Genomic DNA, 25779 nt, shown 5'->3' with positions numbered 1-25779 from the left:
TTCAGACCGAGTGTCAGGCGAGACAGAGGTCGTTCCGGCACATAGCGCGCGCAGGCCAATGCCGTCTCCGGCAATGGAATGATGATTCTGAAAAGCAGGCGCGGGAACCGGCAGATCTCTGGAGCGGGCGAAGGGATTCGAACCCTCGACCCCAACCTTGGCAAGGTTGTGCTCTACCCCTGAGCTACACCCGCATCCGAGAAACGGCGCGCCGTGGGCACGACCGTGGGCAGTCGTATGCCAAATGCCGCGAGCGATTGCAACAGCCGTTCGACATTTCATGAGCCGGCTTTTTGAGAGGATGACAGCTCCCGTCCATTTTACCCTCCGACTGCAGCCCGGTGCGCCCGGCCGGAGACGGCAATGGCCGGAAAACCCGGTCGAGACGCGCCCGTAGCGGGGCCAAAAAGCCGGCGCTGGGCCGATTCCCGTTGCAAATCGAACTTGCTGCGCCATCTAGAGCGGGGGTCATGCTAAAACGGCGGACCGACGGACAACAGCGAGGGCGACGTGACGATTTTGGAGCAGGGCAGCGGTGCGGCGCCTCAGGCCGCCGATCTGATCAAGGACACCACGACCCAGAGCTTCGTTCGCGATGTGATCGAGGAATCCAAGCGCCAGCCGGTTCTGATCGACTTCTGGGCGCAGTGGTGCGGTCCGTGCAAGCAGCTCACCCCGATCCTGGAGAAGGCCGTCCGGGCCGCGAACGGCAAGGTCAAGCTGGTCAAGATGAACATCGACGAGCATCCGTCGATTCCCGGCCAGATGGGCATCCAGTCGATTCCGGCGGTGATTGCCTTCGTCGACGGTCGTCCGGCCGATGGCTTCATGGGCGCAGTGCCGGAAAGCCAGGTCAACGCCTTCATCGAAAAGCTGACTGCCAGCATGCCGGGCGGTGCGCCGACCGCCGCCGAGTTGCTGCAGGAAGCCGAAGCGGTACTGGCGGAGGGCGACGTCCAGACTGCGGCCTCGATCTACGCCGAAGTGTTGCGTGCCGACGGCACCAATATTCCCGCAATCGCCGGCTTGGCCCGCTGCTATATGCAGACCGGTGCCACCGAACAGGCCAAGAAGACGCTGGCGCTGGTGCCCGAAGCCAAGCGCGGGGACGCATCGGTGAAGGCCGTGCAGGCGATGATCGATCTGGCCGAACAGGCCGAGTCGCTCGGCCCGATCGCCGAGCTGGAACAGAAGGTCGCGGCCGATCCGCTGGATCATCAGGCGCGGTTCGACCTCGCCATCGCGCTGAACGCCGCCGACCGGCGCGAGGACGCGACCACGCATTTGCTCGACATCGTCAAACGCGACCGCAAATGGAACGACGATGGCGCGCGCAAGCAGCTCGTCCAGTTCTTCGAGGCCTGGGGCCCGACCGACGACGCCACCGTCGAGGGCCGCAAGCGGCTGTCGACGATCCTGTTCTCGTAGTCGCCATTCAAGCGGGGAGCCGGCGATGCCGATCAATGCCGCCTATCGCGGACCAGCCGACCTTCCCGAGGTGATTCCGGTGTTTCCCTTGGCGGGGGCGCTGCTGCTGCCGCGGGGCCAGATGCCGCTCAACATCTTCGAACCACGCTATCTGGCGATGATCGACGACGCGCTGCGCGATGGTCATCGGCTGATCGGGATGATCCAGCCGGACGCGGCGCATTCGTCCGAAACGGCCGAGAAGCCTTCGCTGTTCAACGTCGGCTGCGTCGGACGAATCACCCAGCTGGCCGAATCCGGCGATGGCCGCTACATCCTCGAATTGACCGGCGTCTCGCGCTTCAAAGTGGTCGAGGAGCTGGAGGTGCTGACGCCGTACCGGCAGTGCAAGGTCGACTATTTCCCGTTCGTCGATGATTTTACCGCTCGCAAGGGCGAGGACGAAGTCGACCGCGAGACCCTGCTGGCGGTGCTGACCGACTTTCTCAAGGCCAACAATCTGAAAGTCGACTGGGATGGCGTCGAGAGTGCGCCGAACGAAGCCCTGGTCAACGCACTGGCGATGATGTCGCCTTATGGGCCGCCGGAGAAGCAGGCACTGCTCGAAGCACCCGATTTGAAGACCCGCGCCGAAATCCTGATCGCCGTCACCGAGATGGACCTCGCCAAGAAGCGCACGACCGGCGACCCGCCGCTGCAATAAGCTGCAACAAGACGTGCAGCAATTTGAGCGAGCGCGTTGACGGCCCGCCGCGTCCGTCCGATCAAGCCGGATACCACTCCGTTGTTCTGGAGCCTGAAACCATGACCCTTTCGCCGTCCGAGCGGCCCGATGCCGTCGACCGCAAGCTGCTCGACATCCTGGTCTGTCCGGTCACCAAGGGACCGCTCGAATTCGACGCCACACGGCAGGAGCTGATCTCGCGCGGCGCCAAGCTGGCCTACCCGATCCGCGACGGCATCCCGATCATGCTGCCCGAAGAGGCGCGGCGGATCGACTAGACCCCGGCCGCCGCCAGCGCAGCGAGATCCGGCGCCGGCGTGCCGCGCTGAAACGCCAGCAAATCCAGCGTCGGCGGCTCATCCCCGGTCAGTATCGACAGGCAGGCATGGGCCTGGCCGCGGTGATGCGTCTGATGGTTGAAGACGTGACTGAGAATCTCGGCGCGCGGCTGATGGAAGGATTTGCCCGAGGTCGTCGCATAGGTGACCACCTCGGCAAACGCGGCAGCGTCGTGACCGTCGATCATCTCAATGATGCGCTCGTCCTCCGCGGCACGCGCGGCCGCGAGCGCACGAAGATCGTCGAACAAAATCGCGTCGAGGCGGGTCGGCGCCTCGCCCACTCCGGTCAGTCGCTTCAGCCAGATTCGGTCGGCCACCAGCACATGATTCAGCGTGCCATGCAGGCTGCCGAAGAACACACCGACGCTGCGGCGGTAGACGTCATCCGGCAGCGCCAACGCGGCCTGATAGAGCCGGGCGTTGGCCCAGCGGTTGTAGGCCGCGAATTGCGCGAAATGGCGTCGATCCATGCCAGTCTCCTTCGGCCGCACAGTAGCCGGGAGGTGCGCGGGGCAAGGCTGAGATATTCTCAGCTTTTCGCAATGCGCGATGGACGGCGCGCGTCCCAAGCTATCGCGAAGATTCTGCCCGGGCTGGCGCTGCGTTACAGCGCCTCGCCCTTCAGCAGCCGCGGGGTTTCGCCGGTAAGACCCGCCGCCTGGCGGATGAAGGCCCCCTTCAGCGGCGGCAGGCGGTCGACCAGACCGAGGCCGATGTCGCGAATCCCGCGCAGCAGCGGCGAGTTGTTGGAAAACAGGAAGTTGAGCCCGTTGGTGGCAACCCCCATCGCCATCGTGTCGAACCGCCGCCAACGCTGATAGCGCTCCAGCACGTCGACCTGACCGGGATCGATTCCGAGCCGTGCCGCATCGACCACCACCTCGGCCAGAGCCGCGACGTCGCGTAGGCCCATATTGAGGCCCTGTCCGGCGATCGGATGAATCACGTGCGCAGCGTCGCCGATCAGCGCGAGCCGCGGCGCGATGAACGATTGCGCCACGAAATAGCCGAGCGGAAACGACTTCGGCTTGTCGAGCGGCTTGACGTCGCCGAGCCGCAGGCCGAACCGCTTTTCCAGTTCGCGCTGGAATTCCTTCTCGGGCAGCGCGACGATCCGCTCGGCATCGCGGCGGCTCTCGCTCCACACCAGCGACGAGCGCCGGCCGGTGAGCGGCAGGATCGCGAACGGTCCCGCGGGCAGGAAGTGTTCTTCGGCGCAACCATTGTGGTCGCGCTCGTGCTCGACGGTGACGACGATGCCCGACTGGTCGTAATCCCAGCCATAGGTGGCGATACCGGCACGCTGGCGCAGCTTCGACTTGGCGCCGTCGGCCGCCACCAGCAGGCTGGCATCGATCACGCTGCCGTCGCCGAGCGTGACGCCAATGGCTTCGGGGCGCGCGTCGTAGGAGGTGACCGGCGTCGCCCGCAGTTCGACGCCTTCGGCCTCGGCGCGCTTGGCCAGCGCCTCGACCAGATATTTGTTCTCGACCATATGGGCGAACGGCTCGCCCGGCTGCACCTCGCCCGCGAAGGTCAAAAATACCGGCCGGGTCGCGTCTTCGAGATGGCTGTCGGTGACGACCATATCGATGATCGGCTGCGCGGTCGGCGCCACCTCGTCCCAGACCCCGAGCGCCTCGAACAGACGCCGGCACGCCGCTACGATCGCGGTGGCGCGCGGATCCTTGCTCGGCCGCATCGCCAGCGCCGGATCGGCGACGATCACCGGCACCTCGGGGCCGAGCCCCTGCCGCAACGCCAATGCCAACGCCAAACCGGCGAACGCGCCGCCCCCAATCACAATGCTTCGCGGTGCCGTCATATTTCTCACTCTCGCGCCATGATCCTTGCGCCCGGATCGGAGCTGGGCGAAACAGGTTTCAAGGACCAACCCGCTGTTGCTGTGGCAGTTTCTAACAGACAACGCCGGCAGTGGGAAACGGCCAGCAAGGCCGCGCGGCATTCCGCCCTGATCGCTGCGGCGATGGGCCAACTTGTTGTTTTGGCGTTTTGTTCCGCGGCGTCTGATCCTGCCTGCATCACCCTGAAGGAGCTCGACCGGTGTCCAAGAGCCTGATCGATCTGATCTCGATTCTCGATCTCGAGCCGCTCGAGGTGAATCTGTTTCGCGGCACCAGCCCGAAGACGAGTTGGCAACGGGTGTTCGGCGGACAGGTGATCGGCCAGGCGATGGTCGCCGGATGCCGCACCGTCGAGAACCGGTTACCGCATTCGCTGCATTGCTACTTCATCCTGCCGGGCGATCCGCAGGTGCCGATCATCTACCAGGTCGAGCGGCTGCGCGACGGCAAGAGCTACACCACCCGCCGGGTCACGGCGATCCAGCACGGCAACGCGATCTTCTCGCTGATGATGTCGTTCCACGACGACGAGGAGACCAATTTCAACCATCAAGACAAGATGCCGGACGTGCCGCCGCCGGAAGCGCTGTCGGCCGAGGAGATCGTCAAGCAGCCGTTCTTCAAGGACATGCCGGACTTCATCAAGCGCTACTACGAGAGCGACCGGCCGATCGAGCTGCGCCCGGTGGAGCTGAAGCGCTATTTCGGCCAGAAGATCGACGACGGCCGGATCCACGTCTGGATCAAGACCGCAGCCAAGCTGCCGGACGATCCGGCGCTGCACATGTGCGCGCTGGCCTATGCGTCCGACTTCTCGCTGCTCGACGCCGTGATGGCGCGCTACGGCCGCACGCTGTTCGACAAGCGGATGATGCCGGCGAGCCTCGACCACGCGATGTGGTTTCACCGCCCGTTCCGCGCCGACGAATGGCTGCTGTACGCGCAGGACTCACCCTCGGCGCAGGGCGGCCGCGGCCTGACTCGCGGCCAGATCTTCAAGACCGACGGCACCTTGGTGGCCTCCGTCGCCCAGGAAGGCTCGGTGCGCGAACGCCGGGAGACGCCGAAGGACTGACAGACGCCTTGCCGCAACGACAGGCGGCGGATCGATCCTCACCGGTCCGGCCGCCGACGAGATTACGTAGCCTCGGCACAAAGCCTTCTCCCTGAGCAGTCAATCAGCTTATTTTCTGCGCGCACTGCCGCTAAACCCGGCATATACACGGGAACGGAGCACCGCCGCGGCGGTGTCAAAGGCATTGCGCGAATCAGGGGCTAACGCATGAAACTCGTCGTCGCCATCATCAAACCTTTTAAGCTGGACGAGGTCCGCCAGGCGCTGACCGAGGTCGGCGTCCACGGCATGACCGTCACCGAGGTCAAGGGCTACGGCCGCCAGCGCGGCCATACCGAGATCTATCGCGGCGCCGAGTACATCGTGAATTTCCTGCCCAAGCTGCGGATCGAGATCGCGGTCGATTCCGCGCTCGCCGACAAGGCGGTCGAAGTGATCACCCGCGGCGCCCGCACCGGCCAGATCGGTGACGGCAAGATCTTCGTCACGCCGATCGACCGCGCGCTGCGGATCCGCACCGGCGAGACCGACGTCGACGCGCTGTAAGCCGGCCTTCGACAGCCATTTCCCAAACCCCGCGGAGCCGGGGGGCGCCGCACAGTTCCACAACAGGACGGGCATCATGACCTTGTTGCTACGCCGCGCGGCGTCGGCTGCTACGGGCTCTATCTTTGCAGGACTAGGCTTCGCGGCGGCCGGCACTATGCCGGCGCTGGCTCAAGGGACAGCCGCAGCGGCGCCGGGCATCAACCCGGCCGACACTGCCTGGATGACGGTGGCCACCGCCTTCGTGCTGATGATGACGATCCCCGGTCTGGCGCTGTTCTACTCAGGGATGGTTCGAAAGAAGAACGTACTGGCCACGATGGCGCAGAGCCTCGCCGCGGTGGCGCTGATCTCGATCCTGTGGGTGGCATTCGGCTATTCGCTGGCGTTCACCGGCAGCGGCAGCCTGATCGGCTCGTTCGATCGCATCTTCCTGGCCGGGATGACCATGGACAGCGTCAATCCGGCGGCCAAAACCATCCCGGAAGCGCTGTTCATGCTGTATCAGATGACCTTCGCGGTCATCACCGTGGCGCTGGTGGCCGGCTCGGTCGCGGACCGGATGCGATTCTCCGCCTATCTGTTGTTCTCGATCGGCTGGTTCATCTTCGTCTATGTGCCGCTGGCGCATTGGATCTGGGGCGGCGGCTTTTTGGGCGCGATGGGCGTGCTGGATTTCGCCGGTGGCCTGGTGGTGCATCTGTCGGCCGGCACCGGCGGCCTGGTGGCGGCGATCGTGATCGGCCGCCGCCACGGCTACGGCATGGAAAACCTGTCGCCATTCGACCTGTCGCTGGCGGTGATCGGCACCGGCCTGTTGTGGGTCGGCTGGTTCGGTTTCAACGGCGGCTCGGCGCTGGCGGCGGATTCCCGCGCGGTGTTCGCCATCACGGCCACCCACCTCGCCGCCTGCTCCGGCGCGCTGACCTGGGGCGCAATCGAATGGATGGCGCGGCGCAAGCCGTCGGTGCTCGGCATGATTTCGGGCGCTGTCGCCGGCCTCGGCACCATCACGCCGGCATCGGGCTATGTCGAACCCTGGCATGGCGTGGTGATCGGCATTGTCGCCGGCCTGATCTGCTACTGGGCCTGCACCTGGCTGAAACACCGCCTGCGCTATGACGACTCGCTCGACGTGTTCGGCGTCCACGGCATCGGCGGCCTCACCGGCACGTTCCTGGCCGGCATTTTCGCGACCGCCTCGATCGGCGGCGTGTCGGGCGCCCTCGAAGGCTCCTGGATGCAGCCGCTCACCCAACTTGCTGGTATATTAGTAACGTTCGTGTGGTCGGGGTTGGCGACCTATGTGCTGCTGAAGATGGTCAGCCTGTTCGTGGCCCTGCGCGTCTCGCGCGAGCATGAGATCGAGGGTCTGGACATTTCGCAGCACGGCGAGGCGCTGCAGTAGGCGAACCGCCCGACTTTCGGCTAAGCGTTATGCCCTTCGGATGGGCAATCATTGTGTCCGCACCCGGGCATGCCTGATTCCTGATCAGGCATGCCTACGTGTTAGGCGCGACCGAATAGCGCAGCTGGTGTCCAAGTGCCGCACCGCGAAAAAGGCGCTGATTCCGAAATGATTCCAAGGGCCGCCCCGACTGGCACGGCATTTGATTCTAACGGGCCGGCTGTGCCCGCGTAGTGATGCTCTCCGCGTGGGGAATTTCAGTCGAGATCATTTCCTGGCCAGTTCGGCCGGGACCTAGCGGGGATAGGACCCATGAAAATTGTTATGGCGATCATTAAGCCATTCAAACTCGAAGAAGTCCGTGACGCGCTGACCGCCATCGGCGTTCACGGTTTGACGGTGACGGAAGTGAAGGGATACGGCCGCCAGAAAGGCCACACGGAAATCTACCGTGGCGCCGAATATGCGGTGAGCTTCCTGCCCAAGATCAAGATCGAGGTCGCGATCGCCAACGAGCAGGTCGAGAAGACCATCGAGGCGATCACCAGCGCCGCCAAGACCGGCCAGATCGGCGACGGCAAGATCTTCGTCATCGGCCTCGACCACGCCGTGCGGATCCGCACCGGCGAGGCCGATGCGGCTGCCCTCTGATTCCCTCACCCTCATTGCTTCACTCAGGAGACAAAAAATGACGTTCAAGCGTCCCTACGGTGCGGGATTGGCCGTGCTCGTCGCCGGTACATTCGCGACGACAGCCGCCTTCGCAGCGCCGACCGTCAACAAGGGCGACAACGCCTGGATGATGACATCGACAGTTCTGGTGCTGCTGATGACCATCCCCGGCCTGGCGCTGTTCTACGGCGGTCTGGTCCGCTCCAAGAACATGCTCTCGGTGCTGGCCCAGGTGTTCTACACCGTCTGCGTCGCCTGCATCATCTGGGCGCTGTACGGCTACAGCCTCGCCTTCACCGGCGGCTCGGAGTTCATCGGCGGCTTCTCGAAGGCGTTCCTGTCGGGCATCACCACCGACTCGATGGGCGGCACCTTCACGGTCGATGCGAACATCACCGAGCTGATCTTCGTCTGCTTCCAGATGACGTTCTGCGCCATCACCCCGGCGCTGATCGTCGGCGCCTTCGCCGAACGCACCCGCTTCGCCGCGGTGGCGCTGTTCATCCCGCTGTGGATCACCCTGATCTACCTGCCGATGGCCCACATGGTCTGGTACTGGGCCGGCCCGGATGCGGTCAACGACGCCGCCAAGGCGCTCGCTGCCGCGACCGACGAAGCCGCCAAGGCTGCGGCGCAGGCCAAGCTCGATGAAGTGATGGCCGACGGCGGCTTCCTGTTCAAGAAGGGCGCGCTGGACTTCGCCGGCGGCACCGTGGTGCACATCAATGCCGGTATCGCCGGCCTGGTCGGCGCCCTCCTGATCGGCAAGCGCACCGGCTACGGCAAGGAGCTGATGGCTCCGCACTCGCTGACCATGACCATGATCGGCGCCTCGCTGCTCTGGGTCGGCTGGTTCGGCTTCAACGCCGGCTCCAACCTCGAAGCCTCGGGCGGCGCTGCCCTGGCGATGACCAACTCCTTCCTCGCCACCGCCGCTGCGGCCCTGGCCTGGATGTTCGCGGAGTGGATCTTCAAGGGTCATCCCTCGGTGCTCGGTGCGCTGTCGGGTGCGGTCGCCGGTCTGGTCGCGGTCACTCCGGCCGCGGGCTTCTCCGGTCCGATGGGCGCGATCGTGCTCGGCATCGTCGCCGGCGTGGTCTGCCTGTTCTTCTGCACCGTGATCAAGAACGCGCTGGGTTACGACGACTCGCTCGACGTGTTCGGTGTCCACGGCATCGGCGGCATCATTGGCGCGCTCGGCACCGGCATCCTGGTGAACCCGGCACTCGGCGGCACCGGCGTGTACGACTACACGGTCGGCAAGGTCGGCGAGTACGACTTCGGCACTCAGATGATCTCGCAGTGCTGGGGCGTCGGCACCACGCTGCTGCTGTCCGGCATCGGCTCGGCGATCCTCTACAAGGTGGTCGACGTGATCGTCGGTCTGCGGGCCCCGGTCGAAGTCGAGCGCGAAGGCCTCGACCTCGTCGAGCACACCGAGCGCGCTTACAACATGTAAGTTCTCCCGAGGCGCGGCGCTCTTCAGACCGCCGCGCCAACTCCTACGGTTCGGGCAGATACCCGGCAATGCCCGAACCGTCGAGGGGTCCCAGCGCAAGCTGGGGCCCCTTTCTTTATGGCGAGCCAACCGCACGCCGAAACACGCGAAGTCTGCTATACTGCTCGGATGGACCGCCGCGCCGCACTCGAGATCTTGAGAAACTCCGAGGCTCCGTTACGAGCACGAGGCGTAAGGCGTGCAGCGCTGTTCGGTTCCGTGGCGCGTGGTACCAACCTTCCCGACAGCGATATCGATGTGCTCGTCGAAATCGACCCGGCAGCCCGCATCACGGTGTTCGACTATGCGGAGCTGAAGGATTATATCGCCGGCCTGTTCGACCATCCGGTCGACGTCGTGAACCGCGAACAGCTCAAGCCGTCGATTGCGCCGAACGCAGCGCGAGATGCGGTCTATGCGTTCTGATGCATCGGATATCGCTCTGCGCGACATCCAGCATCACATCGAACTCGCGATCGAGTTCACCAGCGACTTGACGGAGAATGAATTCAAAGCCGACCTGCGTACCGTGTATGCGGTTACGCGCTGCCTCGAGATCATCTCCGAAGCGTCCCGCCGCGTATCCGAGGACGTCAAGCGACGGCACGGCTCGGTTCCTTGGAAGCAGATTGCGGGATCGGGGAATGTCTATCGGCACGATTACGAGGATGTGGCGGCGCAGATGATCTGGGATACCGTCCACCGCGCCCTGCCGGGCCTGAAAGCAGTGGTGATGGAAGAGCTTGCCCGCTCGGGATAGCTGCAAGCCGTAGCGAAGAACTCATGCCGCCCGTCGATGGTTAATCGCGTCTTAACCTCGCCGTATCTATGGTGGCTGATCTGTTTCCGCTCGATCCACCATGGCGATCGGCTGCGGTGAAAACTGGCGTATTTCGAATGGCTTTGTCCGCTTCCACCTCACCGGCGCGTGCGGCCGGCAGCGTCGACGCTACCGGGCAGAGCGAGCGCTCGCCGTTCGCGCGGCTGACTGAATTGTTGGCGCCCCATCAGCCGGGCCAAAGCCTGATCAATCTGTCGGTCGGGGAACCGCAGCACCCGGTGCCGGATTTTGTCAGCCCCGTGCTGGCGCGGCACACGGCCGAGTTCGGCCGCTATCCGCTCGCCAAAGGCATCGAGCCATTCCGCAACGCCGCGTCCTCTTGGCTGACCAAGCGCTTCACGCTCGATCGCGCGCCCGATCCCGAGACCGAAGTGCTGGTGCTGAACGGCAGCCGAGAAGGATTGTTTCTCGCCGCGATCGCGGCCGCACGCCATGTGCCAAAGCGCGACGGCGCGACGGCGATCCTGATGCCGAATCCGTTCTATCCGGCCTATGCGGCCGGCGCGCGTGCCGCCGGGTGCGAGGCGGTGTTCCTGCCGACCACGCTGAGCAACGGATTTCTGCCGGATCTCGACCAGCTCGACGAAGCGACGCTGAAGCGCACCGTGGCGATTTATCTCGCGTCACCTGCAAACCCTCAGGGCTCCGTCGCGTCGCTTGATTACTTCACGCGGCTGAAGCAGCTCGCCGATCGCTATGGCTTCATGGTCCTCAGCGACGAGTGCTACTCGGAGATCTACACCCAGGTCGCCCCCGGCAGCGCGCTGCAGGTCGCGGGTCCCGATTTCCGCAACGTCGCCGTGTTCCAATCGCTGTCGAAGCGATCGAATTTGCCCGGCATGCGGGTCGGCTTCGTCGCCGGCGATGCCAGCTTTCTCAAGGCCTATCACGAGCTGCGCAATGTCGCGGGGCCGCAGGTGCCGATCCCGCTGCAGCATGTCGCCGTCGCGGCTTACTCCGACGAGACGCATGTCGAGGAAAACCGGCGGCTGTATGGGCTGAAATTCGATCTCGCCGATCAGATCCTCGGGGCCCGTTACGGCTATCAGCGTCCGCCCGGCGGCTTCTGCCTGTGGCTCGATGTTTCGGCCCATGGCGGGGACGAAGTCGCGGCGGTGCGGCTGTTCAAGGAGGGCGGCGTTCGCGTGGTGCCGGGCAGCTACCTGGCGCGGCAGCAGAGCGACGGCAGCAATCCGGGTGCCGGCTACATCCGCGTCGCGATGGTGCAGGACAGCGAAATCACCGCCGAGGCGCTGCATCGCCTGGTACGGATTCTCGGATGATGCGCAGGGCCCCATGAGCATGCCGGCGATCGAACGAGCCTTTCCCCTGGTCGGACACCTGCCGCCCTCGGTTCGCGAAGTTCTGGCGCGGCGGCTGCGCGAGCTGGCCGGCTTCGGCCTGATCGCGGTCGCCGCAGTCGCTGCCGCAGCGCTCGCCACCTGGTCGGTGCAGGACCCCAGCCTCAGCCACGCCACGTCGCGGCGCATCCACAATCTGCTCGGCTACCCGGGCGCGATCGGCGCCGATCTGGCGATGCAGATCCTCGGCCTGGGCGCGATCGGACTGCTGATGCCGGTCGCAGTGTGGGGCTGGCGGATGCTGAACCACCGGCCGTTCGACCGCACCGCGCTGCGGATGGGCGCCTGGATCCTGTGCACCATCTTCGCCGCCGGCTTCGCCTCGTCGTTTCCGCACGATACCGCCTGGCCGCTGCCCACCGGGCTCGGCGGCGTGGTCGGCGACGCGCTGGTGCGGGCGCCGTCGCTGGTGTTCGGGCCCGGCCTGATTTTCCGTGTCATCCTGAGCCTCATCCTCGGCGCAGCCGTCATGGCGACATTCCTGATCGCCGGCGGCTTCGGGTCGCATGAACGCGACCCCGACGAGACCCCGGCCGACGAGGATCTGCCGCTCGAGGAGGAAGAGGAGTCCGACCGCGGATCGGTGTCGCTCGGCTGGCTGGTGCACGCCCTCCTCAGTGCCAAAGCGCGGCTGTGGCGGCTGGCGAAACTGTCCTATCGCGGGCTGGTCAGCAGCGCTCCGGCAGGCGGCAGTCAGGCATTCGAACGGCAGGAGCCGCGGCTCGGCGGCCGCTCCGCGCCGCCGATCGCGCCCGAAGCCGATCACCACGACGAGTTCGAGCCGGACGTCGCCGACGAGATCGAAGACGAAGAGGACGAGGAGGAAGCCCCTCCGGTCGCCCGCGCGCCCCGCAAAAAGGTCGCCCCCAAGCCGGTGGCCAAGAAGGCGCGGTTCGACCTGCCTTCGGTCAACGTTCTATCGGCACCGAAGGCATCGGACCGGCAGCCGCTCAACAAGTCCGAGCTCGAGGCCAATTCACGCGCGCTCGAAGGCGTGCTGCAGGACTTCGGCGTGCGCGGCGAAATCATCAAGGCGAGCCCCGGTCCGGTGGTCACGCTGTACGAACTGGAGCCGGCGCCGGGCATCAAATCGTCGCGCGTGATCGGCCTCTCCGACGACATCGCCCGCTCGATGAGCGCGCTGTCGGCGCGCGTCGCGGTGGTGCCGGGCCGTAATGCGATCGGCATCGAGCTGCCCAACGCGCATCGCGAGAAGGTGTATTTGCGCGAGCTGCTCAGCGTGAAGGACGCTAACGAGACCGTGCACAAGCTGCCGCTGTGTCTCGGCAAAAATATCGGCGGCGATTCGATCATCGTCGATCTGGCCCGGATGCCGCACCTTCTGATCGCCGGTACGACCGGTTCGGGTAAGTCGGTCGCGATCAACACCATGATTCTCAGCCTGGTGTACCGGCTGCGGCCGGATCAGTGCCGGCTGATCATGGTCGATCCGAAGATGCTCGAACTCTCAGTCTATGACGGCATCCCGCATCTGCTGACGCCGGTCGTCACCGACCCGAAGAAGGCAGTCGTCGCCCTGAAGTGGGCGGTCCGCGAGATGGAGGAGCGCTACAAGCGCATGGCCAAGCTCGGCGTGCGCAACATCGACGGCTACAATACGCGACTCGGCGAAGCCAAAGCCAAGGGTGAAGAGCTGACCCGCACGGTGCACACCGGCTTCGACAAGGAGACCGGCAAGGCGATCTACGAGGAAGAGAAGCTCGACCTCGAACCGCTGCCCTATATCGTCATCATCGTCGACGAAATGGCGGACCTGATGATGGTGGCCGGCAAGGATATCGAGGGCGCGGTCCAGCGCCTCGCCCAGATGGCTCGCGCGGCCGGTCTGCATGTGATCCTGGCGACGCAGCGTCCGTCGGTCGACGTCATCACCGGCACCATCAAGGCCAACTTCCCGACCCGCATCTCCTTCCAGGTGACGTCGAAGATCGACAGCCGAACCATCCTGGGCGAGATGGGCGCCGAGCAACTGCTCGGCCAGGGCGACATGCTGTACATGGCGGGCGGCGGCCGCATCAGCCGCGTCCACGGTCCGTTCGTATCCGACGAGGAAGTCGAGAAGGTCGTCAAACACCTCAAGGCGCAGGGCGCGCCCGAATATCTCGAGGCGGTCACGGCCGAAGAGCCCGCCGAGGGTGAAGACGGTGCGGTGTTCGACGCGACCGGGATGGGCGGCGACGGCGGCGGAGATCTGTTCCAGCAGGCGGTGGCGATCGTCAAACGCGACCGTAAGGCTTCGACCAGCTATATTCAGCGACGCCTGCAGATCGGCTACAACCGCGCCGCTTCGCTGATGGAGCGGATGGAGCTCGAAGGCATCGTCGGTCAGGCCAATCACGCCGGCAAACGCGAAATCCTCGTGGCCGAAGAGGATTCAAACTTTTGAACGCCGGGATCACGGGAATGCAAATGTCCGATATGGGGTCGCGAAATCGCCATAGCGCCCCTGTAGCGGCAGACGGACAACGCGACGAGGTTGTCGCAACCGTGCAGGACATGAGCTTGATCAAGCAATTCAATGGTTTGAAGCCGGTGTGGGCGACCGAAACCAACCTGCGGCGCGCCTGCGCGGCCGCCGCAGCCATTGTGATCGCCAACATCGTGCAGCAGCCGGCGAATGCCGACCCGATCCCGGCTCCGAAGCCATCGCCCCGCGCGATGAAGCTCAGCGCTGCAGAGCCGAAGCAGCGTTCGCCCCAGGCTCCGGCGCAGCCGCCGGTTGCGAAGCTGACTAAGCCACCCGAGCCGGTGATCCCCGATCCGCGGCGCAACGTGCCGGCCTCGATCTTCACCACCTTCGATGCCGCACAGAAGGCGGAGGCGGCCAAAGCCAGCGCTTATCTGTCGTCGCTACAGACACTGGTCGGCCAGTTTGTCCAGGTCGGACCGGACGGCAGCAAGCTCACCGGCGATTTCTACATCATGAAGCCGGGTCGGGTGCGGTTCGAGTATGACGACCCCAGCCCGATCTCGATGATCGCCGACGGCCAGTCGGTGGTGGTGCGTGATCGCAAGCTGGCGACCCAGGACGTCTATCCGCTGTCGCAGACGCCGTTGCGCTATCTGCTCAGCGACCGGCTCGATCTGCTACGCGACACCAACGTCGTCAGCATCACCTCCGACGACCTGTATTCGAATATTATCATCGAAGAGAAGAACGCCGTCATCGGCACCAGCCGTTTGCTGCTGATGTTCGGCACCAAGGACGGCCAGCTCAAGCAGTGGACCGTCACCGATCCGCAGGGCTACGACACCACCGTCGCGGTGTACAATCTCGACACCACCAAGCGACCCGACCCGTCGATGTTCAAGATCGACTACACCAATTATCAGACCCCGCCGGGTTAGTCGTCCAAACCATGACCGCGGATGCGATCATCGGTCTTTACACACGACACGCACAGCTATGGGATCGTGAACGCGGCCGGACACTGTTCGAACGCGCCTGGCTCGAGCAGTTTCGCCAGAGCGCCGGCGATTGCGCCGCCATCCTGGACCTTGGTTGCGGCTCGGGCGAACCGATCGCGCGGTTTTTGATCGCAGCGGGGCATGGTCTGACCGGGCTGGATTCCTCCCCCGGCTTGATCGAGCTGGCCCAGCGGCGCTTTCCAGATCAGCATTGGGTGGTGGGTGATATGCGGCGCGCCGATCTGAAGCGCCAGTTCGGCGGCATCCTCGCTTGGGACAGTTTCTTTCATCTGTCGCCCGACGATCAGCGCGCGATGTTCGCGGTATTTCGCGCGCACGCGGCTCCCGGCGCGGCACTGATGTTCACCTCAGGTCCGGCCGAAGGCGTGACGACCGGCTCGTACCAGGGCGAGCCGCTGTATCATGCAAGCCTTGCTCCGGCCGAATATCGGCAGTTGCTCGCCCAGCATGGCTTCGCGGTTGTGGCCCACCGCGCCAATGATCCAGGCTGCGGCGGCCACACCGTGTGGCTGGCGAAATCCGGTTGAAGCCGCCGGCCCAGGCTTGCTCCCCTGGCTGCGATCCGCTAGGTCGCGCAGATGCGTCTCACGCTCACGACTTGGAACATCAACTCGGTGCGGCTTCGTATCGACCTGGTGGCGAAATTCCTCAAAGCCCAACGCCCGGACATCCTGTGCCTGCAGGAGACGAAGTGTCCGGACGACGCGTTTCCGCTGAAGCGATTCAAGCGGCTCGGCTACGAGCACATCGCGCTGAACGGACAGAAGGGCTACCACGGCGTCGCGGTGATTTCGAAACTGCCGTTTGTCACCACCGACATCCGCACGTTCTGCGACATCCTCGACAGTCGCCACATCTCGGTCTCGATGAAGACCGACGAGAACGCGCCGCCGCTGGTGCTGCACAATTTCTATGTCCCGGCCGGCGGCGATATTCCCGATCCGACCGTCAATCCCAAATTCAAGCACAAGCTGTCGTTTCTCGACGAGATGAAAGCCTGCGAGCCACTGCATCCATCGGGCGATCAGCGGCACATTCTGGTCGGCGATCTCAATGTCGCGCCGCACGAGCACGACGTCTGGTCGCACAAGCAGCTTCTCAAAGTGGTGTCGCACACCCCGATCGAATGCGAGAAGTTGCTCGCGGTGCTGCGCGCCGGCAACTGGGCCGATGTCGCGCGCGAACGGATTCCGCTCGATCAGAAGGTCTATACGTGGTGGAGTTATCGGGCAGCCGACTGGACGGTGGGCGATCGCGGCCGGCGGCTCGACCACATCTGGGTGTCGGAAGCGCTGAAGGGCCGCGTCACCGACTTCAAGATCCTGCGCGACGCCCGAAGCTGGGAGCGGCCGAGCGACCACGTCCCGGTAACGATGACGATGGAGCTGTAACTACGAAGTCAGCTTGCTGCCGACCATGACGATGTCGTTGGCAATCTGACTGGTGCGGGCTGCAAATTCGTCGCGCAGCCTCAGCGCGGCGCCGGGATCGCTTTCGAGCACTCGCTGAAACAGGCTACGGGCGATCCGGATTGCCGACGAGTATTCGAGCGCCACAGCCGTCGATGGCCGCCGCATCGGCATCACCAGGGCCAGCTCTCCAATCAGATCACCCGGCCGCGCCACCATCTCGTGGATGCCGCCGTCCTCCATCGTAATCTGAAATGCGCCGCGCTGGACCACATAGCCGGCATCGGCCGGCTCACCGGCATTGAACATCACGTCGCCGCGGGCGAAGTCGCGCTGCTCCGAGCCGATCGCCAGCATCCGCAGCGCCTGCTCGCCGAGCAGCCGCAGCGTCGGGACACGCTCGAGCAGGGCAACATCATCTTCGATCGACATGCGGGACCGGGCGGCGAGTGAATCGGCCCCTTATTGGTATCACGGCACGAGTTTGTAGCCACCGGCCTCGGTGACCAGAATCTCGGGATTCGCCGCGTCGCGCTCGATCTTTTGGCGTAGCCGGTAAATGTGAGTCTCCAGCGTATGGGTGGTCACGCCGGAATTGTAACCCCACACTTCCTGCAGCAGCGTCTCGCGCGATACCGGCGCCTGTCCGGCGCGGTACAGGAAACGCAGGATCGCAGTCTCCTTCTCGGTCAGCCGAACCTTCTTGGCGTTGGCGCCGGTCAGCATCTTGGAGCCCGGGCGGAACGAATACGGCCCGACCGCGAAAACCGCGTCCTCGCTGGCTTCGTGCTGGCGAAGCTGCGCGCGGATTCTCGCCAGCAGAACCGCGAACCTGAACGGCTTGGCCACATAGTCGTTGGCGCCGCTCTCCAGGCCGAGAATAGTGTCGGAATCGGTGTCGTGACCGGTCAGCATGATGATCGGGGCCTTGAAGCCCCCCTTGCGCAAGGACCGCACCACCTCGCGACCATCGGTGTCGGGCAAACCGACGTCCATCAGCACCAGATCCGGAGACAGCGCTTTGGCGGTCTGCACTCCCTTGGCGCCGGTATCGACTGCGGACGCCTCGAACTCCTCGTGCAGCGAGAGTTGCTCGACGAGGGCGTCGCGCAGATCATTGTCGTCGTCCACGATCAGGATCTTGCGGGCGTTCGGCATGGCGCGGTCCTTCCGTCGTCTGGCAGTGCGCGGCTGATTTCTTGGTCGCGCATACAAATCACGCGCGATTGTATCGCAGATCAGCAGATAGGGAGTGATTCCGCGGAATTTAACAGCGGAAGCCTAAATTTGCCTCCATGAGGCCCATGCAAACTCTTCGGACCGATGAAAAAGACAGCCGGATCAGAACCTTCGAGACAGTCGCCGCAAGGGCAGCCAGTTCTGCGGCTCCAAGTGCGCGCAGCCGCCGGCCAACGCAGCCGCGGCTGGCTGATCGCCGCCGGCCAGACCATTCCGGTCGCGCTCGGCCGCGGCGGCATTCTGGCGAACAAGCGCGAGGGCGACGGCGGCACCCCGCGCGGCACGTTTCGCCCGCTGCGGCTGTGGTGGCGCGCGGACCGAGGCCCACGGCCTCGCACGCATCTGCCGATCCGAGCGATCACCGCTGATGATGCGTGGTGTGAAGATCCGGCGAGCCGTCACTACAACCGGCCGATCCATCGGTCGGAGAGCGGCGAAGGCGACCGCCTGATGCGGGACGATCACCTCTACGATCTGATCATCGAGATCGACCACAACACCCGGCCCCGCGTCGCCGGCCGCGGCAGCGCGGTCTTCCTGCATCTGGCCCGCGACAATTTCGGCCCCACCGCCGGCTGCGTGGCGATGACGCGCCCCAATCTCAGGCGTTTGCTGGCGCGGCTTGGGCCGAAGACCAGGATCGTGATCGGTTAGTCTAGCTGTCCGTCTTGTCGTCATCGCCCGTGCTGGCGGGTGGTGACGATCCGTGATGTGGAAGGCGCGACGGCTTCAGCGATGCCCAAAAATCGCCGAGCCGACCCGGACATGGGTGGCGCCGAAGGCGATCGCGGTGGCGAAGTCGGCACTCATGCCCATCGACAGCTTGGTCAGCCCGTTGCGCTTGGCAATCTTGGCGCACAGCGCGAAATGCGGCGCCGGCGCTTCATTCACCGGCGGGATGCACATCAGCCCGCTGATCGTCAGGCCCCACCGCTCCCGGCAGGCGACCAGAAAGGCGTCGGCGTCCTGCGGCGCGATGCCGGCCTTCTGCGGCTCCTCTCCGGTGTTGATCTGCACGAACAGATCGACCTTGCGGCCGGCCTGCGGCAGCACCTTGCTCAAAGCCTCGCACAGGCTGTCGCGATCCACCGAATGGATCGCATCGAACAGCGCGACCGCCTCTTTGGCCTTGTTGGACTGCAACGGCCCGATCAAGTGCAACTCAGTGCCAGCATACTCCGCGACCAGCGCCGGCCATTTGCCCTTGGCTTCCTGAACGCGGTTTTCGCCGAACACCCGCTGGCCGGCCGCCAGCACTGGCCGAATCGCATCGGCCTCGAAGGTCTTCGACACTGCGATCAGCGTCACCTCGCTGCGCTCGCGCCGCGCATCCTTGCAGGCATGAGCGATCTCGGCCTCGACCGTCGCCAAATGATCCGCCGCACTCATCGTGTCTCGGACCTCTGAAGCTTGCGGAGACGTGGTGAAGACAACGTAAACGGCGCGAAGTGTGGAGTGAGCTCTCGCACGAGTTGGCTTTCGGTCAAATTGTAACGAATCGCGGAAAGGCTTTTTGAAGCCTTCCACCTAGGATGATTGCGGGGGGTCGAGGGGCAACGATGTCACGCATCGCAATCGTCCGCAAGAAAGCCAAGCTCAGAGCCTTGCTCGGCATCCGGGCCAGGCTGATGGTGCTGGCGCTGATCTTGGTGTGTCCGCTGATGCTGGACCGGGTGCGTTTGCTGGAGCAGACGCGGGCCACGCAGCTCGCCTCGATGGCCAAGGAGCTGTCGACCCTGGCGCAGCGCACCGCCGACGCCGAACGCGAGGTGATGTCCTCGGTCGAGGCCGTCCTCAAGTCCGCCGCCTATGTGCATGCATCGGCCGCCCAAGCGGGGCGGGGCTGCAGCATCCTGCGTGCGAGCCTGCGGGTCGATCTGCCGTCGATCCGGATGCTGATGGTTGCCGATCCGGACGGAATCGTGCGCTGCTCGACCGCGTCGATGTTTGTCGGCACCGATATCAGCGATCGCCAGTACTTCCGGAAGGCATTGGAGACGCACGATTTTGTCGTCAGCGACTTCCTGGTGGGGCGGCAAACGCAGAAGGGCACCATCATGGCCGCCTACCCGGTGTCGGCGATCGATACCGGCAAGGAAGCGGTGATCGTCGCCGGCATCAACCTCGACTGGCTGTCCGACATGATGACCAATCTCGCCGGGCGAAAGGGCGTCAGCGCGGCGTTGATCGACGGCGAAGGCACGGTGCTGGCAACCCCGCCCGACGAGCGCAGTCTGATCGGCAAGAAACTGGAGAGGCTGGCGCTGTTGCCGGCCATGGCGGAGAATCCGCAGGGGGGTCAGGCCGCGACCATCCGCGACGAGGCCGGGCGACTGCTCTCGGTGAGCCGAATCCCAGGAACCAGCGCCAGGCTGGTGGTCACCATCGACGAAAGCAAAGTCTCGGCCGGCATCAATTACGACATCCGCACCGCCTATCTGCAGCTCGCGCTGGTCTGCCTGTTCGTGCTGCTCGGTGCATTGATTGCGGCCGAACGGCTGATCGTTCAGCCGATTTCGGTGCTGACTGCCGTCGCCAACAGGTTCGCCGCGGGTGACTGGTCGGCTCGGGTGGCACGGAGCCGGCTGCCATCGGAATTCGTGCCTTTGGCACGCGCCTTCAACGCGATGGCGGCGCAGCTCGGCCAGCGCGAACGCGAGTTGGTGGCCAGCAACAGCCGCCTCAGCGTAATGGCGTCGATGGACCTGCTGTCGGGCCTTGCCAACCGCCGCGGTTTCCAGACCCAGCTCGAGTTCGAATGGCTGAAGGGCCAGCAGACCGGGCACCGGCTGGCGCTGATGATGATCGACGTCGACCATTTCAAGCTGTTCAACGATTCCTACGGCCATCCCGAAGGCGACGCCTGCCTGAGCCGGATCGGCGAGAGCTTGGCGGCAGTCGCCAACCAGACCGGTGGTTTTGCCGCGCGCTATGGCGGTGAAGAGTTCTGTCTGTTGCTGCCCGAAACCGGCACCGCCCGCGCGGTCCAGGTCGGCGAGCTGGTGCGCGCCACCATCGAGCAGCTCGCGCTGCCGCACCGAACCAGCGCGTTCGAGCACGTCACCGTCAGCATCGGCGTTGCCTGCGCGCTGCCGAGCGAACAGGCCTCTCCGGCCGAGCTGGTCGAGGCGGCCGACGCAGCGCTGTACGCGGCCAAACATCGCGGCCGCAACAACGTGGTCGAGCACGGCTTCGCCCGCGCCTCGGACGGCCCGGTGGCAATAGCGAGCTGAGGCCGCAAAGCACCACCCGGCCGGCCGCCGGGCTTGCGCCATCCCATTGACCCGACACCATGTTTCATGGCCTATTCCGCGCGCTTCGCGCGCGATTTGACCCGAGCCCCCGCACCGGTTGGCGACCTCGGCCGCGCCCTGTTTTCCGCCCTGATGATCCGCGCTCGAACCGGCCGGCCGTCTTCTGATCTGTCGAATCCTGATCTCATGAGCAACGAACGATACAACGCCCGCGAATCCGAGCCGAAATGGCAGGCGAAATGGGACGAAGCGAAGATCTTCGCGACCCGTAACGACGACCTGCGCAAAAAGTACTACGTGCTGGAGATGTTCCCGTACCCATCTGGACGAATCCACATGGGCCACGTGCGCAACTACACCATGGGCGACGTGGTGGCGCGGACGATGCGGGCGCGCGGCTACAATGTGCTGCACCCGATGGGGTGGGACGCGTTCGGTCTGCCGGCGGAGAACGCTGCGATCGAGCGCAAGATCGCTCCGAAGGCGTGGACCTACGACAACATCGCGGCGATGAAGAAGCAGCTCCAGACCATGGGGCTGTCGCTGGACTGGGCGCGTGAATTCGCGACCTGCGATCCGACCTACTACAAGCACCAGCAGAAGATGTTCCTCGACTTCCTGAAAGTCGGGCTGGTCGAGCGCGAGAAGCGCAAGCTGAACTGGGACCCGGTCGACATGACCGTGCTGGCCAACGAGCAGGTGATCGACGGCCGCGGCTGGCGCTCGGGGGCGGTGGTCGAGCTGCGCGAGATGAACCAGTGGGTGTTCAAGATCACCAAATACGCCCAGGAGCTGCTGGACGCACTGGATACGCTGGATCGCTGGCCCGACAAGGTCCGGCTGATGCAGCGCAACTGGATTGGCCGCTCCGAGGGCCTGATGGTGCGGTTCGCGCTCGATAGCGCCACCACGCCGGCCGGCGAGACCGAGCTGAAGATCTTCACCACCCGTCCGGATACGCTGTTCGGCGCCAAGTTCATGGCGATCGCTGCCGACCATCCGCTGGCGCAAGCGGCGGCGGCGAAGGACCCGAAGGTCGCGGCATTCATCGACGACTGTAAGAAGCGCGGCACCGCGCAGGCCGAGATCGATACCGCCGAGAAGCAGGGCATCGATACTGGTATCCGCGCCGTGCATCCGTTTGATCCGAGCTGGAAGCTGCCGGTCTACGTCGCCAACTTCGTGCTGATGGAATACGGCACCGGCGCGATCTTCGGCTGCCCGGCGCACGATCAGCGCGATCTCGACTTCGTCAACAAGTACCAACTCGGCAACACGCCGGTGGTCTGCCCTGAAGGCCAGGACCCGGCGAGCTTCGTCGTCACCGATGTCGCCTATGACGGCGACGGCCGGATGATCAACTCGCGCTTCCTCGACGGCATGACGATTGCCGAGGCGAAGGAAGACGTCGCCAAGCGGCTGGAAACGGCGCAGCTCGGCGGCGCGCCGGTCGGCGAGCGCAAGGTCAATTTCCGCCTGCGCGACTGGGGCATCTCGCGTCAGCGCTATTGGGGCTGCCCGATTCCGATCATCCACTGTCCGACCTGCGACGTGGTGCCGGTGCCGGACAAGGATCTGCCGGTGGTGCTGCCGGAGGACGTGTCGTTCGACAAGCCGGGCAATGCGCTCGACCATCACCCGACCTGGAAGCACGTCACCTGTCCGCAATGCGGCGGCAAGGCGGTGCGCGAAACCGACACCATGGACACCTTCGTCGACTCGTCCTGGTACTTCGCGCGCTTCACCGATCCGTGGAACACGGAGGCGCCGACCACGCTCGATGTCGTCAACCGGATGATGCCGGTCGATCAGTATATCGGCGGTGTCGAGCATGCGATTCTGCATCTGCTGTACAGCCGGTTCTTTACCCGCGCGATGAAGGCGGCGGGTCATATCGACATCCAGCATGACGAGCCGTTCGCCGGCCTGTTCACGCAAGGCATGGTGGTGCACGAGACCTATCGGAAGGCTGACGGCCACTTTGCGTCGCCCGCCGAAGTGTCGATCGTGGTCGACGGCGATCAGCGCCGTGCCACGCTGATCGAAGGCGGCGGTCCGGTCGAGATCGGCCCGATCGAGAAAATGTCGAAGTCCAAGCGCAACACCGTCGATCCCGACGACATCATTGGGACCTACGGGGCCGACACTGCGCGCTGGTTCATGCTGTCGGATTCGCCGCCGGACCGCGACGTGATCTGGAGCGAGGAAGGCGTCAAGGGCGCCTCGCGCTTCGTGCAACGGTTGTGGCGGATGGTGAACGATGCCGCCCCGATTGCCGCCGCGGCTCCGGCCGAGCGGCCGGCGAGCTTCGGTGCCGACGCGCTGACCTTGCGCAAGGCAGCGCACGGCGCGCTCGACAAGGTGCTGGCCGGCATCGAACGGCTCGCCTTCAACGTCAGCCTGGCGCACATCCGAGAGTTCTCGAATACCCTTGGCGACGTGCTGGCGCGGTCCCAAACCCCATCGCCCGATCTCGCCTGGGCGATTCGCGAATCCACCGCAATCCTGGTTCAGCTCTTCCACCCGATGATGCCGCATCTGGCCGAGGAATGCTGGACGGTGCTCGGCCAGACCGGCCTCGTCTCCGAGGCGCTGTGGCCGCCGATCGAACAGGATCTGTTGGTCGAGGACAGCATCACCTTGCCGGTTCAAGTCAACGGCAAGAAGCGTGGCGAGGTGACGGTGCGCCGCGACGCCCCGACCGGCGAAATTGAGGCTGCCGTTTTGGCGCTCGATACGGTAAAACAGGCTCTGGGCGACAAGCCCGTTCGCAAGGTGATCGTCGTTCCGCAGAGGATCGTGAATGTCGTCGGCTAAGCCCGCGGGGCTCAAAAAGTTTGTCGTTCGGCTGGCGCTGGCGGTCGCGCTGGCGGCCCCGATCGCGGGCTGCTTCCATCCGATGTACGCCGATCGTGGCGACGGATCGCCGACGCTGCGGGACAAGCTGACGGCCATTGAAGTGCCGCCGCTCGACATTCCGAACGGCTCGCGCAACTCGCGCCTCGGCGTCGAGCTGCGCAACAAGCTGATGTTCAAGCTGTACGGCAGCGCCACCGGGGCGCCGCCGCTGTACACGTTGAAGATCTCGATCTCGACCTCGCGGTCGTCGCTGATCGTCGATCCCAGCACGCAGCTTCCGACGATCGAGAACTACGCGATCGACGCCAGCTATCAGCTCAAGGACATCGCCACCGGCAAGACGGTGATGACCGGCAACACCTTCTCGCGCGTCGAATACGACGTGCCCGGCCAGTCGCAGCGTTTCGCCCGCACCCGTGCCGGCCGCGATGCGGAAGACCGCGCGGTGCAGGAGATCGCCGAGAACATCAACACTCGGCTGGCCTCGTTCTTCTACGCCGGAATGTGAACCGCGATCGCTCAGAGCACGCGGTGTCGGTTCAGATTTGGCTCTGGCGTTGAGTGATGGTTGCGCTACGCGGCAAAGACGCCACTTCGTTTCTGGCCCGGCCTGACCCGGGCCGGCCGATCGTGCTGCTGTACGGCCCGGACGCCGGCCTCGTGCGTGAGCGTGCCGATGCGCTGATCGCCTCCTCGCTCGACGATCCCAAAGATCCGTTCGCGCTGGTACGGCTCGACGGCGACGAGCTCGCATCCGAGCCGTCGAGGCTGGTCGACGAAGCCCTCGCCATCCCAATGTTCGGCGGTCGTCGCGCGATCCGTGTCCGCGCCGGCTCGCGTAGTTTTCTTGCCGGCGTCGAAGCGCTGATCGCCTCGCCGCCGAAGGAATGTCGCGTGGTGATCGAGGCCGGCGACATCAAACCGGACAATGCGCTGCGCAAGGCTTGCGAGAAGGCGACCACGGGCGCGGTCGCGATCGGCTGCTATCCGGATGCCGAAGCCGACATCGCACGGTTGATCGACGACGAACTGCGGGGATCGAATCTGCAGATCGGCCGCGACGCCCGTGCGGTGCTAACGACACTGCTGGGCGGCGACCGTCAGGCGTCCCGGAATGAGCTGCGCAAGCTGGCGCTGTACGCCCACGGCAAGGGCGAAGTCACGCTCGACGACGTGATCACTTGCGTATCGGATGCGTCCGACCTGAAACTCGACGTCATCGTCGACGCCGCGTTTTCAGGCAAGCCCAGCGTGGTCGAGAGCGAATTCGCCAAAGCGATGGTGGCCGGCACCTATCCGGGCCAGATCATCCTCGCGGCGCAACGCCATGCGGCGTTTCTGCACAAGACGAGCCTCGTGGTCGAAGGCGGCACGCCGGCCGCGATGGCGCTGGATTCCGGATTCCCGCGGCTGCACTTCTCCCGCAAGGCCGCGGCGGAGTCGGCCCTGCGCAATCTCTCCACAACCCGCCTCGCGCAGATCATCGAGCAACTCGCGAGCGCCGCCCTCGAAACCCGACGCCAGGCTACGCTCGGCGCCGCGATCGCGCAGCGAACGCTGCTGTCGATCGCGGTCAGCGCAAGGCGACGGAGTTAGTTGGTATCATCCGTAGTGCTGAGCGCAGCGAAGCGCACCCGGCTCGCCACACGAGACCCCTCTCGTTCGTCATTCCGGGGCGCCGCGCAGCGGCGAACCCGGAATCTCGCAGCGTTGTGCGACAGCGTTTCAACAATCTCTGGATTCCCGGTTCGCGCTGCGCGCGCCCCGGAATGACCATCACTTCTAACCCGCGCCGCGCCGCGGGTTCGC

Annotated in this window: 25 protein-coding genes and 1 tRNA gene; 20 read left to right on the top strand and 6 right to left on the bottom strand. The window is 65.0% G+C overall.

Annotated elements, in window-relative coordinates; all coding sequences use genetic code 11:
* Nucleotides 1–119: 119 nt before the first annotated feature.
* A tRNA-Gly gene (locus tag M9H71_RS18435) sits at nt 120–194 on the bottom strand.
* Between the two features lie 316 nt (nt 195–510).
* Between M9H71_RS18435 and trxA the strand changes: the two genes are divergently transcribed.
* The 3 genes from trxA to M9H71_RS18420 all read left to right on the top strand — a co-directional run bounded on the left by trxA (nt 511) and on the right by M9H71_RS18420 (nt 2430).
* Entirely contained in the window at nt 511–1428 is a 918-nt protein-coding gene (gene trxA / locus M9H71_RS18430) for a thioredoxin (RefSeq protein ID WP_455406391.1), read from the top strand.
* A gap of 25 nt (nt 1429–1453) precedes the next feature.
* Entirely contained in the window at nt 1454–2131 is a 678-nt protein-coding gene (locus tag M9H71_RS18425) for an LON peptidase substrate-binding domain-containing protein (protein ID WP_455406390.1), read from the top strand.
* Between the two features lie 101 nt (nt 2132–2232).
* Entirely contained in the window at nt 2233–2430 is a 198-nt protein-coding gene (locus M9H71_RS18420; RefSeq protein ID WP_455406389.1) for a Trm112 family protein, read from the top strand.
* On the opposite strand, the gene M9H71_RS18415 is transcribed toward M9H71_RS18420, so the two are convergent.
* The gene (locus M9H71_RS18415) at nt 2427–2963 is read right to left on the bottom strand and encodes a DinB family protein (protein WP_455406388.1); all 537 of its coding nucleotides are present in this window, start codon (nt 2961–2963) and stop codon (nt 2427–2429) included. The two genes, M9H71_RS18420 and M9H71_RS18415, sit on opposite strands and share 4 nt — an antisense overlap.
* Nucleotides 2964–3097: 134 nt before the next feature.
* Nucleotides 3098–4459, bottom strand: coding sequence for a ubiquinone biosynthesis hydroxylase (locus M9H71_RS18410; protein ID WP_283808792.1), 1362 nt, complete (start codon nt 4457–4459; stop codon nt 3098–3100).
* A 98-nt stretch (nt 4460–4557) separates the two neighbouring features.
* On the opposite strand from M9H71_RS18410, the gene tesB reads away from it, so the two are divergent.
* The 12 genes from tesB (at nt 4558) to M9H71_RS18350 (ending at nt 16600) form a co-directional block, all read left to right on the top strand.
* The gene (gene tesB / locus M9H71_RS18405; RefSeq protein WP_230765067.1) at nt 4558–5433 is read left to right on the top strand and encodes an acyl-CoA thioesterase II; all 876 of its coding nucleotides are present in this window, start codon (nt 4558–4560) and stop codon (nt 5431–5433) included.
* A 207-nt stretch (nt 5434–5640) separates the two neighbouring features.
* The gene (locus M9H71_RS18400; RefSeq protein ID WP_110786995.1) at nt 5641–5979 is read left to right on the top strand and encodes a P-II family nitrogen regulator; all 339 of its coding nucleotides are present in this window, start codon (nt 5641–5643) and stop codon (nt 5977–5979) included.
* A gap of 76 nt (nt 5980–6055) precedes the next feature.
* Entirely contained in the window at nt 6056–7387 is a 1332-nt protein-coding gene (locus tag M9H71_RS18395) for an ammonium transporter (protein WP_455406387.1), read from the top strand.
* 312 nt (nt 7388–7699) lie between these two features.
* Nucleotides 7700–8038, top strand: coding sequence for a P-II family nitrogen regulator (locus M9H71_RS18390; RefSeq protein ID WP_011155842.1), 339 nt, complete (start codon nt 7700–7702; stop codon nt 8036–8038).
* 37 nt (nt 8039–8075) lie between these two features.
* Nucleotides 8076–9518 carry an ammonium transporter gene (locus M9H71_RS18385; RefSeq protein WP_164607280.1) on the top strand — a complete coding sequence of 481 codons (1443 nt, stop codon included), beginning with the start codon at nt 8076–8078 and terminating at the stop codon, nt 9516–9518.
* Nucleotides 9519–9686: 168 nt separating this feature from the next.
* Nucleotides 9687–9983 (top strand): nucleotidyltransferase domain-containing protein, encoded by a 297-nt coding sequence (locus tag M9H71_RS18380; RefSeq protein ID WP_230765063.1) that lies wholly within the window; start codon nt 9687–9689, stop codon nt 9981–9983.
* Complete coding sequence (locus tag M9H71_RS18375) at nt 9973–10317, top strand: HepT-like ribonuclease domain-containing protein (protein ID WP_230765061.1); 345 nt, start codon at nt 9973–9975, stop codon at nt 10315–10317. The genes M9H71_RS18380 and M9H71_RS18375 overlap by 11 nt, the downstream gene beginning before the upstream one ends.
* A 137-nt stretch (nt 10318–10454) precedes the next feature.
* Nucleotides 10455–11681 carry an aminotransferase class I/II-fold pyridoxal phosphate-dependent enzyme gene (locus M9H71_RS18370; protein ID WP_455406386.1) on the top strand — a complete coding sequence of 409 codons (1227 nt, stop codon included), beginning with the start codon at nt 10455–10457 and terminating at the stop codon, nt 11679–11681.
* Between the two features lie 13 nt (nt 11682–11694).
* On the top strand, nt 11695–14166 hold the full coding sequence (locus tag M9H71_RS18365; RefSeq protein ID WP_455406385.1) for a DNA translocase FtsK: 2472 nt from the start codon (nt 11695–11697) through the stop codon (nt 14164–14166).
* 17 nt (nt 14167–14183) lie between these two features.
* A complete protein-coding gene (locus M9H71_RS18360; RefSeq protein WP_455406384.1) occupies nt 14184–15128 on the top strand; it encodes an outer-membrane lipoprotein carrier protein LolA in 945 nt (314 codons plus the stop codon).
* Between the two features lie 11 nt (nt 15129–15139).
* Nucleotides 15140–15736 carry a class I SAM-dependent DNA methyltransferase gene (locus M9H71_RS18355; RefSeq protein WP_455406383.1) on the top strand — a complete coding sequence of 199 codons (597 nt, stop codon included), beginning with the start codon at nt 15140–15142 and terminating at the stop codon, nt 15734–15736.
* A gap of 51 nt (nt 15737–15787) precedes the next feature.
* Nucleotides 15788–16600, top strand: coding sequence for an exodeoxyribonuclease III (locus tag M9H71_RS18350; RefSeq protein ID WP_455406382.1), 813 nt, complete (start codon nt 15788–15790; stop codon nt 16598–16600).
* Here M9H71_RS18350 and M9H71_RS18345 read toward each other — a convergent pair whose 3' ends face one another.
* Both M9H71_RS18345 and M9H71_RS18340 read right to left on the bottom strand, forming a co-directional pair.
* On the bottom strand, nt 16601–17050 hold the full coding sequence (locus tag M9H71_RS18345) for a cyclic nucleotide-binding domain-containing protein (RefSeq protein WP_455406381.1): 450 nt from the start codon (nt 17048–17050) through the stop codon (nt 16601–16603). It abuts the gene before it with no gap.
* Nucleotides 17051–17089: 39 nt separating this feature from the next.
* Complete coding sequence (locus M9H71_RS18340) at nt 17090–17776, bottom strand: response regulator transcription factor (RefSeq protein WP_013500184.1); 687 nt, start codon at nt 17774–17776, stop codon at nt 17090–17092.
* A gap of 165 nt (nt 17777–17941) precedes the next feature.
* Between M9H71_RS18340 and M9H71_RS18335 the strand changes: the two genes are divergently transcribed.
* Nucleotides 17942–18511: a L,D-transpeptidase family protein gene (locus M9H71_RS18335; protein WP_455406380.1), complete on the top strand. Its 570-nt coding sequence runs from the start codon at nt 17942–17944 to the stop codon at nt 18509–18511.
* Between the two features lie 75 nt (nt 18512–18586).
* Here M9H71_RS18335 and M9H71_RS18330 read toward each other — a convergent pair whose 3' ends face one another.
* Entirely contained in the window at nt 18587–19246 is a 660-nt protein-coding gene (locus M9H71_RS18330; protein ID WP_455406379.1) for a YggS family pyridoxal phosphate-dependent enzyme, read from the bottom strand.
* A 170-nt stretch (nt 19247–19416) separates the two neighbouring features.
* Between M9H71_RS18330 and M9H71_RS18325 the strand changes: the two genes are divergently transcribed.
* From M9H71_RS18325 to holA, 4 genes are all read left to right on the top strand, one after another.
* Nucleotides 19417–21090, top strand: coding sequence for a diguanylate cyclase domain-containing protein (locus M9H71_RS18325; RefSeq protein WP_455406378.1), 1674 nt, complete (start codon nt 19417–19419; stop codon nt 21088–21090).
* A gap of 207 nt (nt 21091–21297) precedes the next feature.
* A complete protein-coding gene (gene leuS, locus M9H71_RS18320; RefSeq protein WP_455406377.1) occupies nt 21298–23928 on the top strand; it encodes a leucine--tRNA ligase in 2631 nt (876 codons plus the stop codon).
* Nucleotides 23915–24478 carry an LPS assembly lipoprotein LptE gene (lptE, locus tag M9H71_RS18315; RefSeq protein WP_455406376.1) on the top strand — a complete coding sequence of 188 codons (564 nt, stop codon included), beginning with the start codon at nt 23915–23917 and terminating at the stop codon, nt 24476–24478. Before leuS ends, lptE begins: the two co-directional genes overlap by 14 nt.
* 56 nt (nt 24479–24534) lie before the next feature.
* Nucleotides 24535–25566 carry a DNA polymerase III subunit delta gene (gene holA, locus M9H71_RS18310; RefSeq protein ID WP_455406375.1) on the top strand — a complete coding sequence of 344 codons (1032 nt, stop codon included), beginning with the start codon at nt 24535–24537 and terminating at the stop codon, nt 25564–25566.
* The last annotated feature ends 213 nt before the right edge of the window (nt 25567–25779 follow it).

It is taken from the genome of Rhodopseudomonas parapalustris (assembly GCF_053772255.1).
Note: the sequence above shows the minus strand (reverse complement) of the source record. Positions and strands in the feature narration are given on the sequence as shown.

Bases quoted from the DNA above. Each gene is read 5' to 3' on its own strand.
- holA (WP_455406375.1), top strand. From the start codon at position 24,535: ATGGTTGCGCTACGCGGCAAAGACGCCACTTCGTTTCTGGCCCGGCCT.
- M9H71_RS18335 (WP_455406380.1), top strand. From the start codon at position 17,942: ATGAAAAAGACAGCCGGATCAGAACCTTCGAGACAGTCGCCGCAAGGG.
- leuS (WP_455406377.1), top strand. From the start codon at position 21,298: ATGAGCAACGAACGATACAACGCCCGCGAATCCGAGCCGAAATGGCAG.
- M9H71_RS18410 (WP_283808792.1), bottom strand. From the start codon at position 4,459: ATGCCGCGCGGCCTTGCTGGCCGTTTCCCACTGCCGGCGTTGTCTGTT.
- M9H71_RS18385 (WP_164607280.1), top strand. From the start codon at position 8,076: ATGACGTTCAAGCGTCCCTACGGTGCGGGATTGGCCGTGCTCGTCGCC.
- M9H71_RS18420 (WP_455406389.1), top strand. From the start codon at position 2,233: ATGACCCTTTCGCCGTCCGAGCGGCCCGATGCCGTCGACCGCAAGCTG.
- M9H71_RS18365 (WP_455406385.1), top strand. From the start codon at position 11,695: ATGAGCATGCCGGCGATCGAACGAGCCTTTCCCCTGGTCGGACACCTG.
- M9H71_RS18345 (WP_455406381.1), bottom strand. From the start codon at position 17,050: ATGTCGATCGAAGATGATGTTGCCCTGCTCGAGCGTGTCCCGACGCTG.
- M9H71_RS18330 (WP_455406379.1), bottom strand. From the start codon at position 19,246: ATGAGTGCGGCGGATCATTTGGCGACGGTCGAGGCCGAGATCGCTCAT.
- M9H71_RS18415 (WP_455406388.1), bottom strand. From the start codon at position 2,963: ATGGATCGACGCCATTTCGCGCAATTCGCGGCCTACAACCGCTGGGCC.
- M9H71_RS18355 (WP_455406383.1), top strand. From the start codon at position 15,140: ATGACCGCGGATGCGATCATCGGTCTTTACACACGACACGCACAGCTA.
- lptE (WP_455406376.1), top strand. From the start codon at position 23,915: ATGTCGTCGGCTAAGCCCGCGGGGCTCAAAAAGTTTGTCGTTCGGCTG.
- M9H71_RS18395 (WP_455406387.1), top strand. From the start codon at position 6,056: ATGACCTTGTTGCTACGCCGCGCGGCGTCGGCTGCTACGGGCTCTATC.
- M9H71_RS18425 (WP_455406390.1), top strand. From the start codon at position 1,454: ATGCCGATCAATGCCGCCTATCGCGGACCAGCCGACCTTCCCGAGGTG.
- M9H71_RS18370 (WP_455406386.1), top strand. From the start codon at position 10,455: ATGGCTTTGTCCGCTTCCACCTCACCGGCGCGTGCGGCCGGCAGCGTC.
- M9H71_RS18360 (WP_455406384.1), top strand. From the start codon at position 14,184: ATGCAAATGTCCGATATGGGGTCGCGAAATCGCCATAGCGCCCCTGTA.
- M9H71_RS18390 (WP_011155842.1), top strand. From the start codon at position 7,700: ATGAAAATTGTTATGGCGATCATTAAGCCATTCAAACTCGAAGAAGTC.
- M9H71_RS18350 (WP_455406382.1), top strand. From the start codon at position 15,788: ATGCGTCTCACGCTCACGACTTGGAACATCAACTCGGTGCGGCTTCGT.
- M9H71_RS18400 (WP_110786995.1), top strand. From the start codon at position 5,641: ATGAAACTCGTCGTCGCCATCATCAAACCTTTTAAGCTGGACGAGGTC.
- M9H71_RS18380 (WP_230765063.1), top strand. From the start codon at position 9,687: ATGGACCGCCGCGCCGCACTCGAGATCTTGAGAAACTCCGAGGCTCCG.
- M9H71_RS18375 (WP_230765061.1), top strand. From the start codon at position 9,973: ATGCGTTCTGATGCATCGGATATCGCTCTGCGCGACATCCAGCATCAC.
- M9H71_RS18340 (WP_013500184.1), bottom strand. From the start codon at position 17,776: ATGCCGAACGCCCGCAAGATCCTGATCGTGGACGACGACAATGATCTG.
- M9H71_RS18325 (WP_455406378.1), top strand. From the start codon at position 19,417: ATGTCACGCATCGCAATCGTCCGCAAGAAAGCCAAGCTCAGAGCCTTG.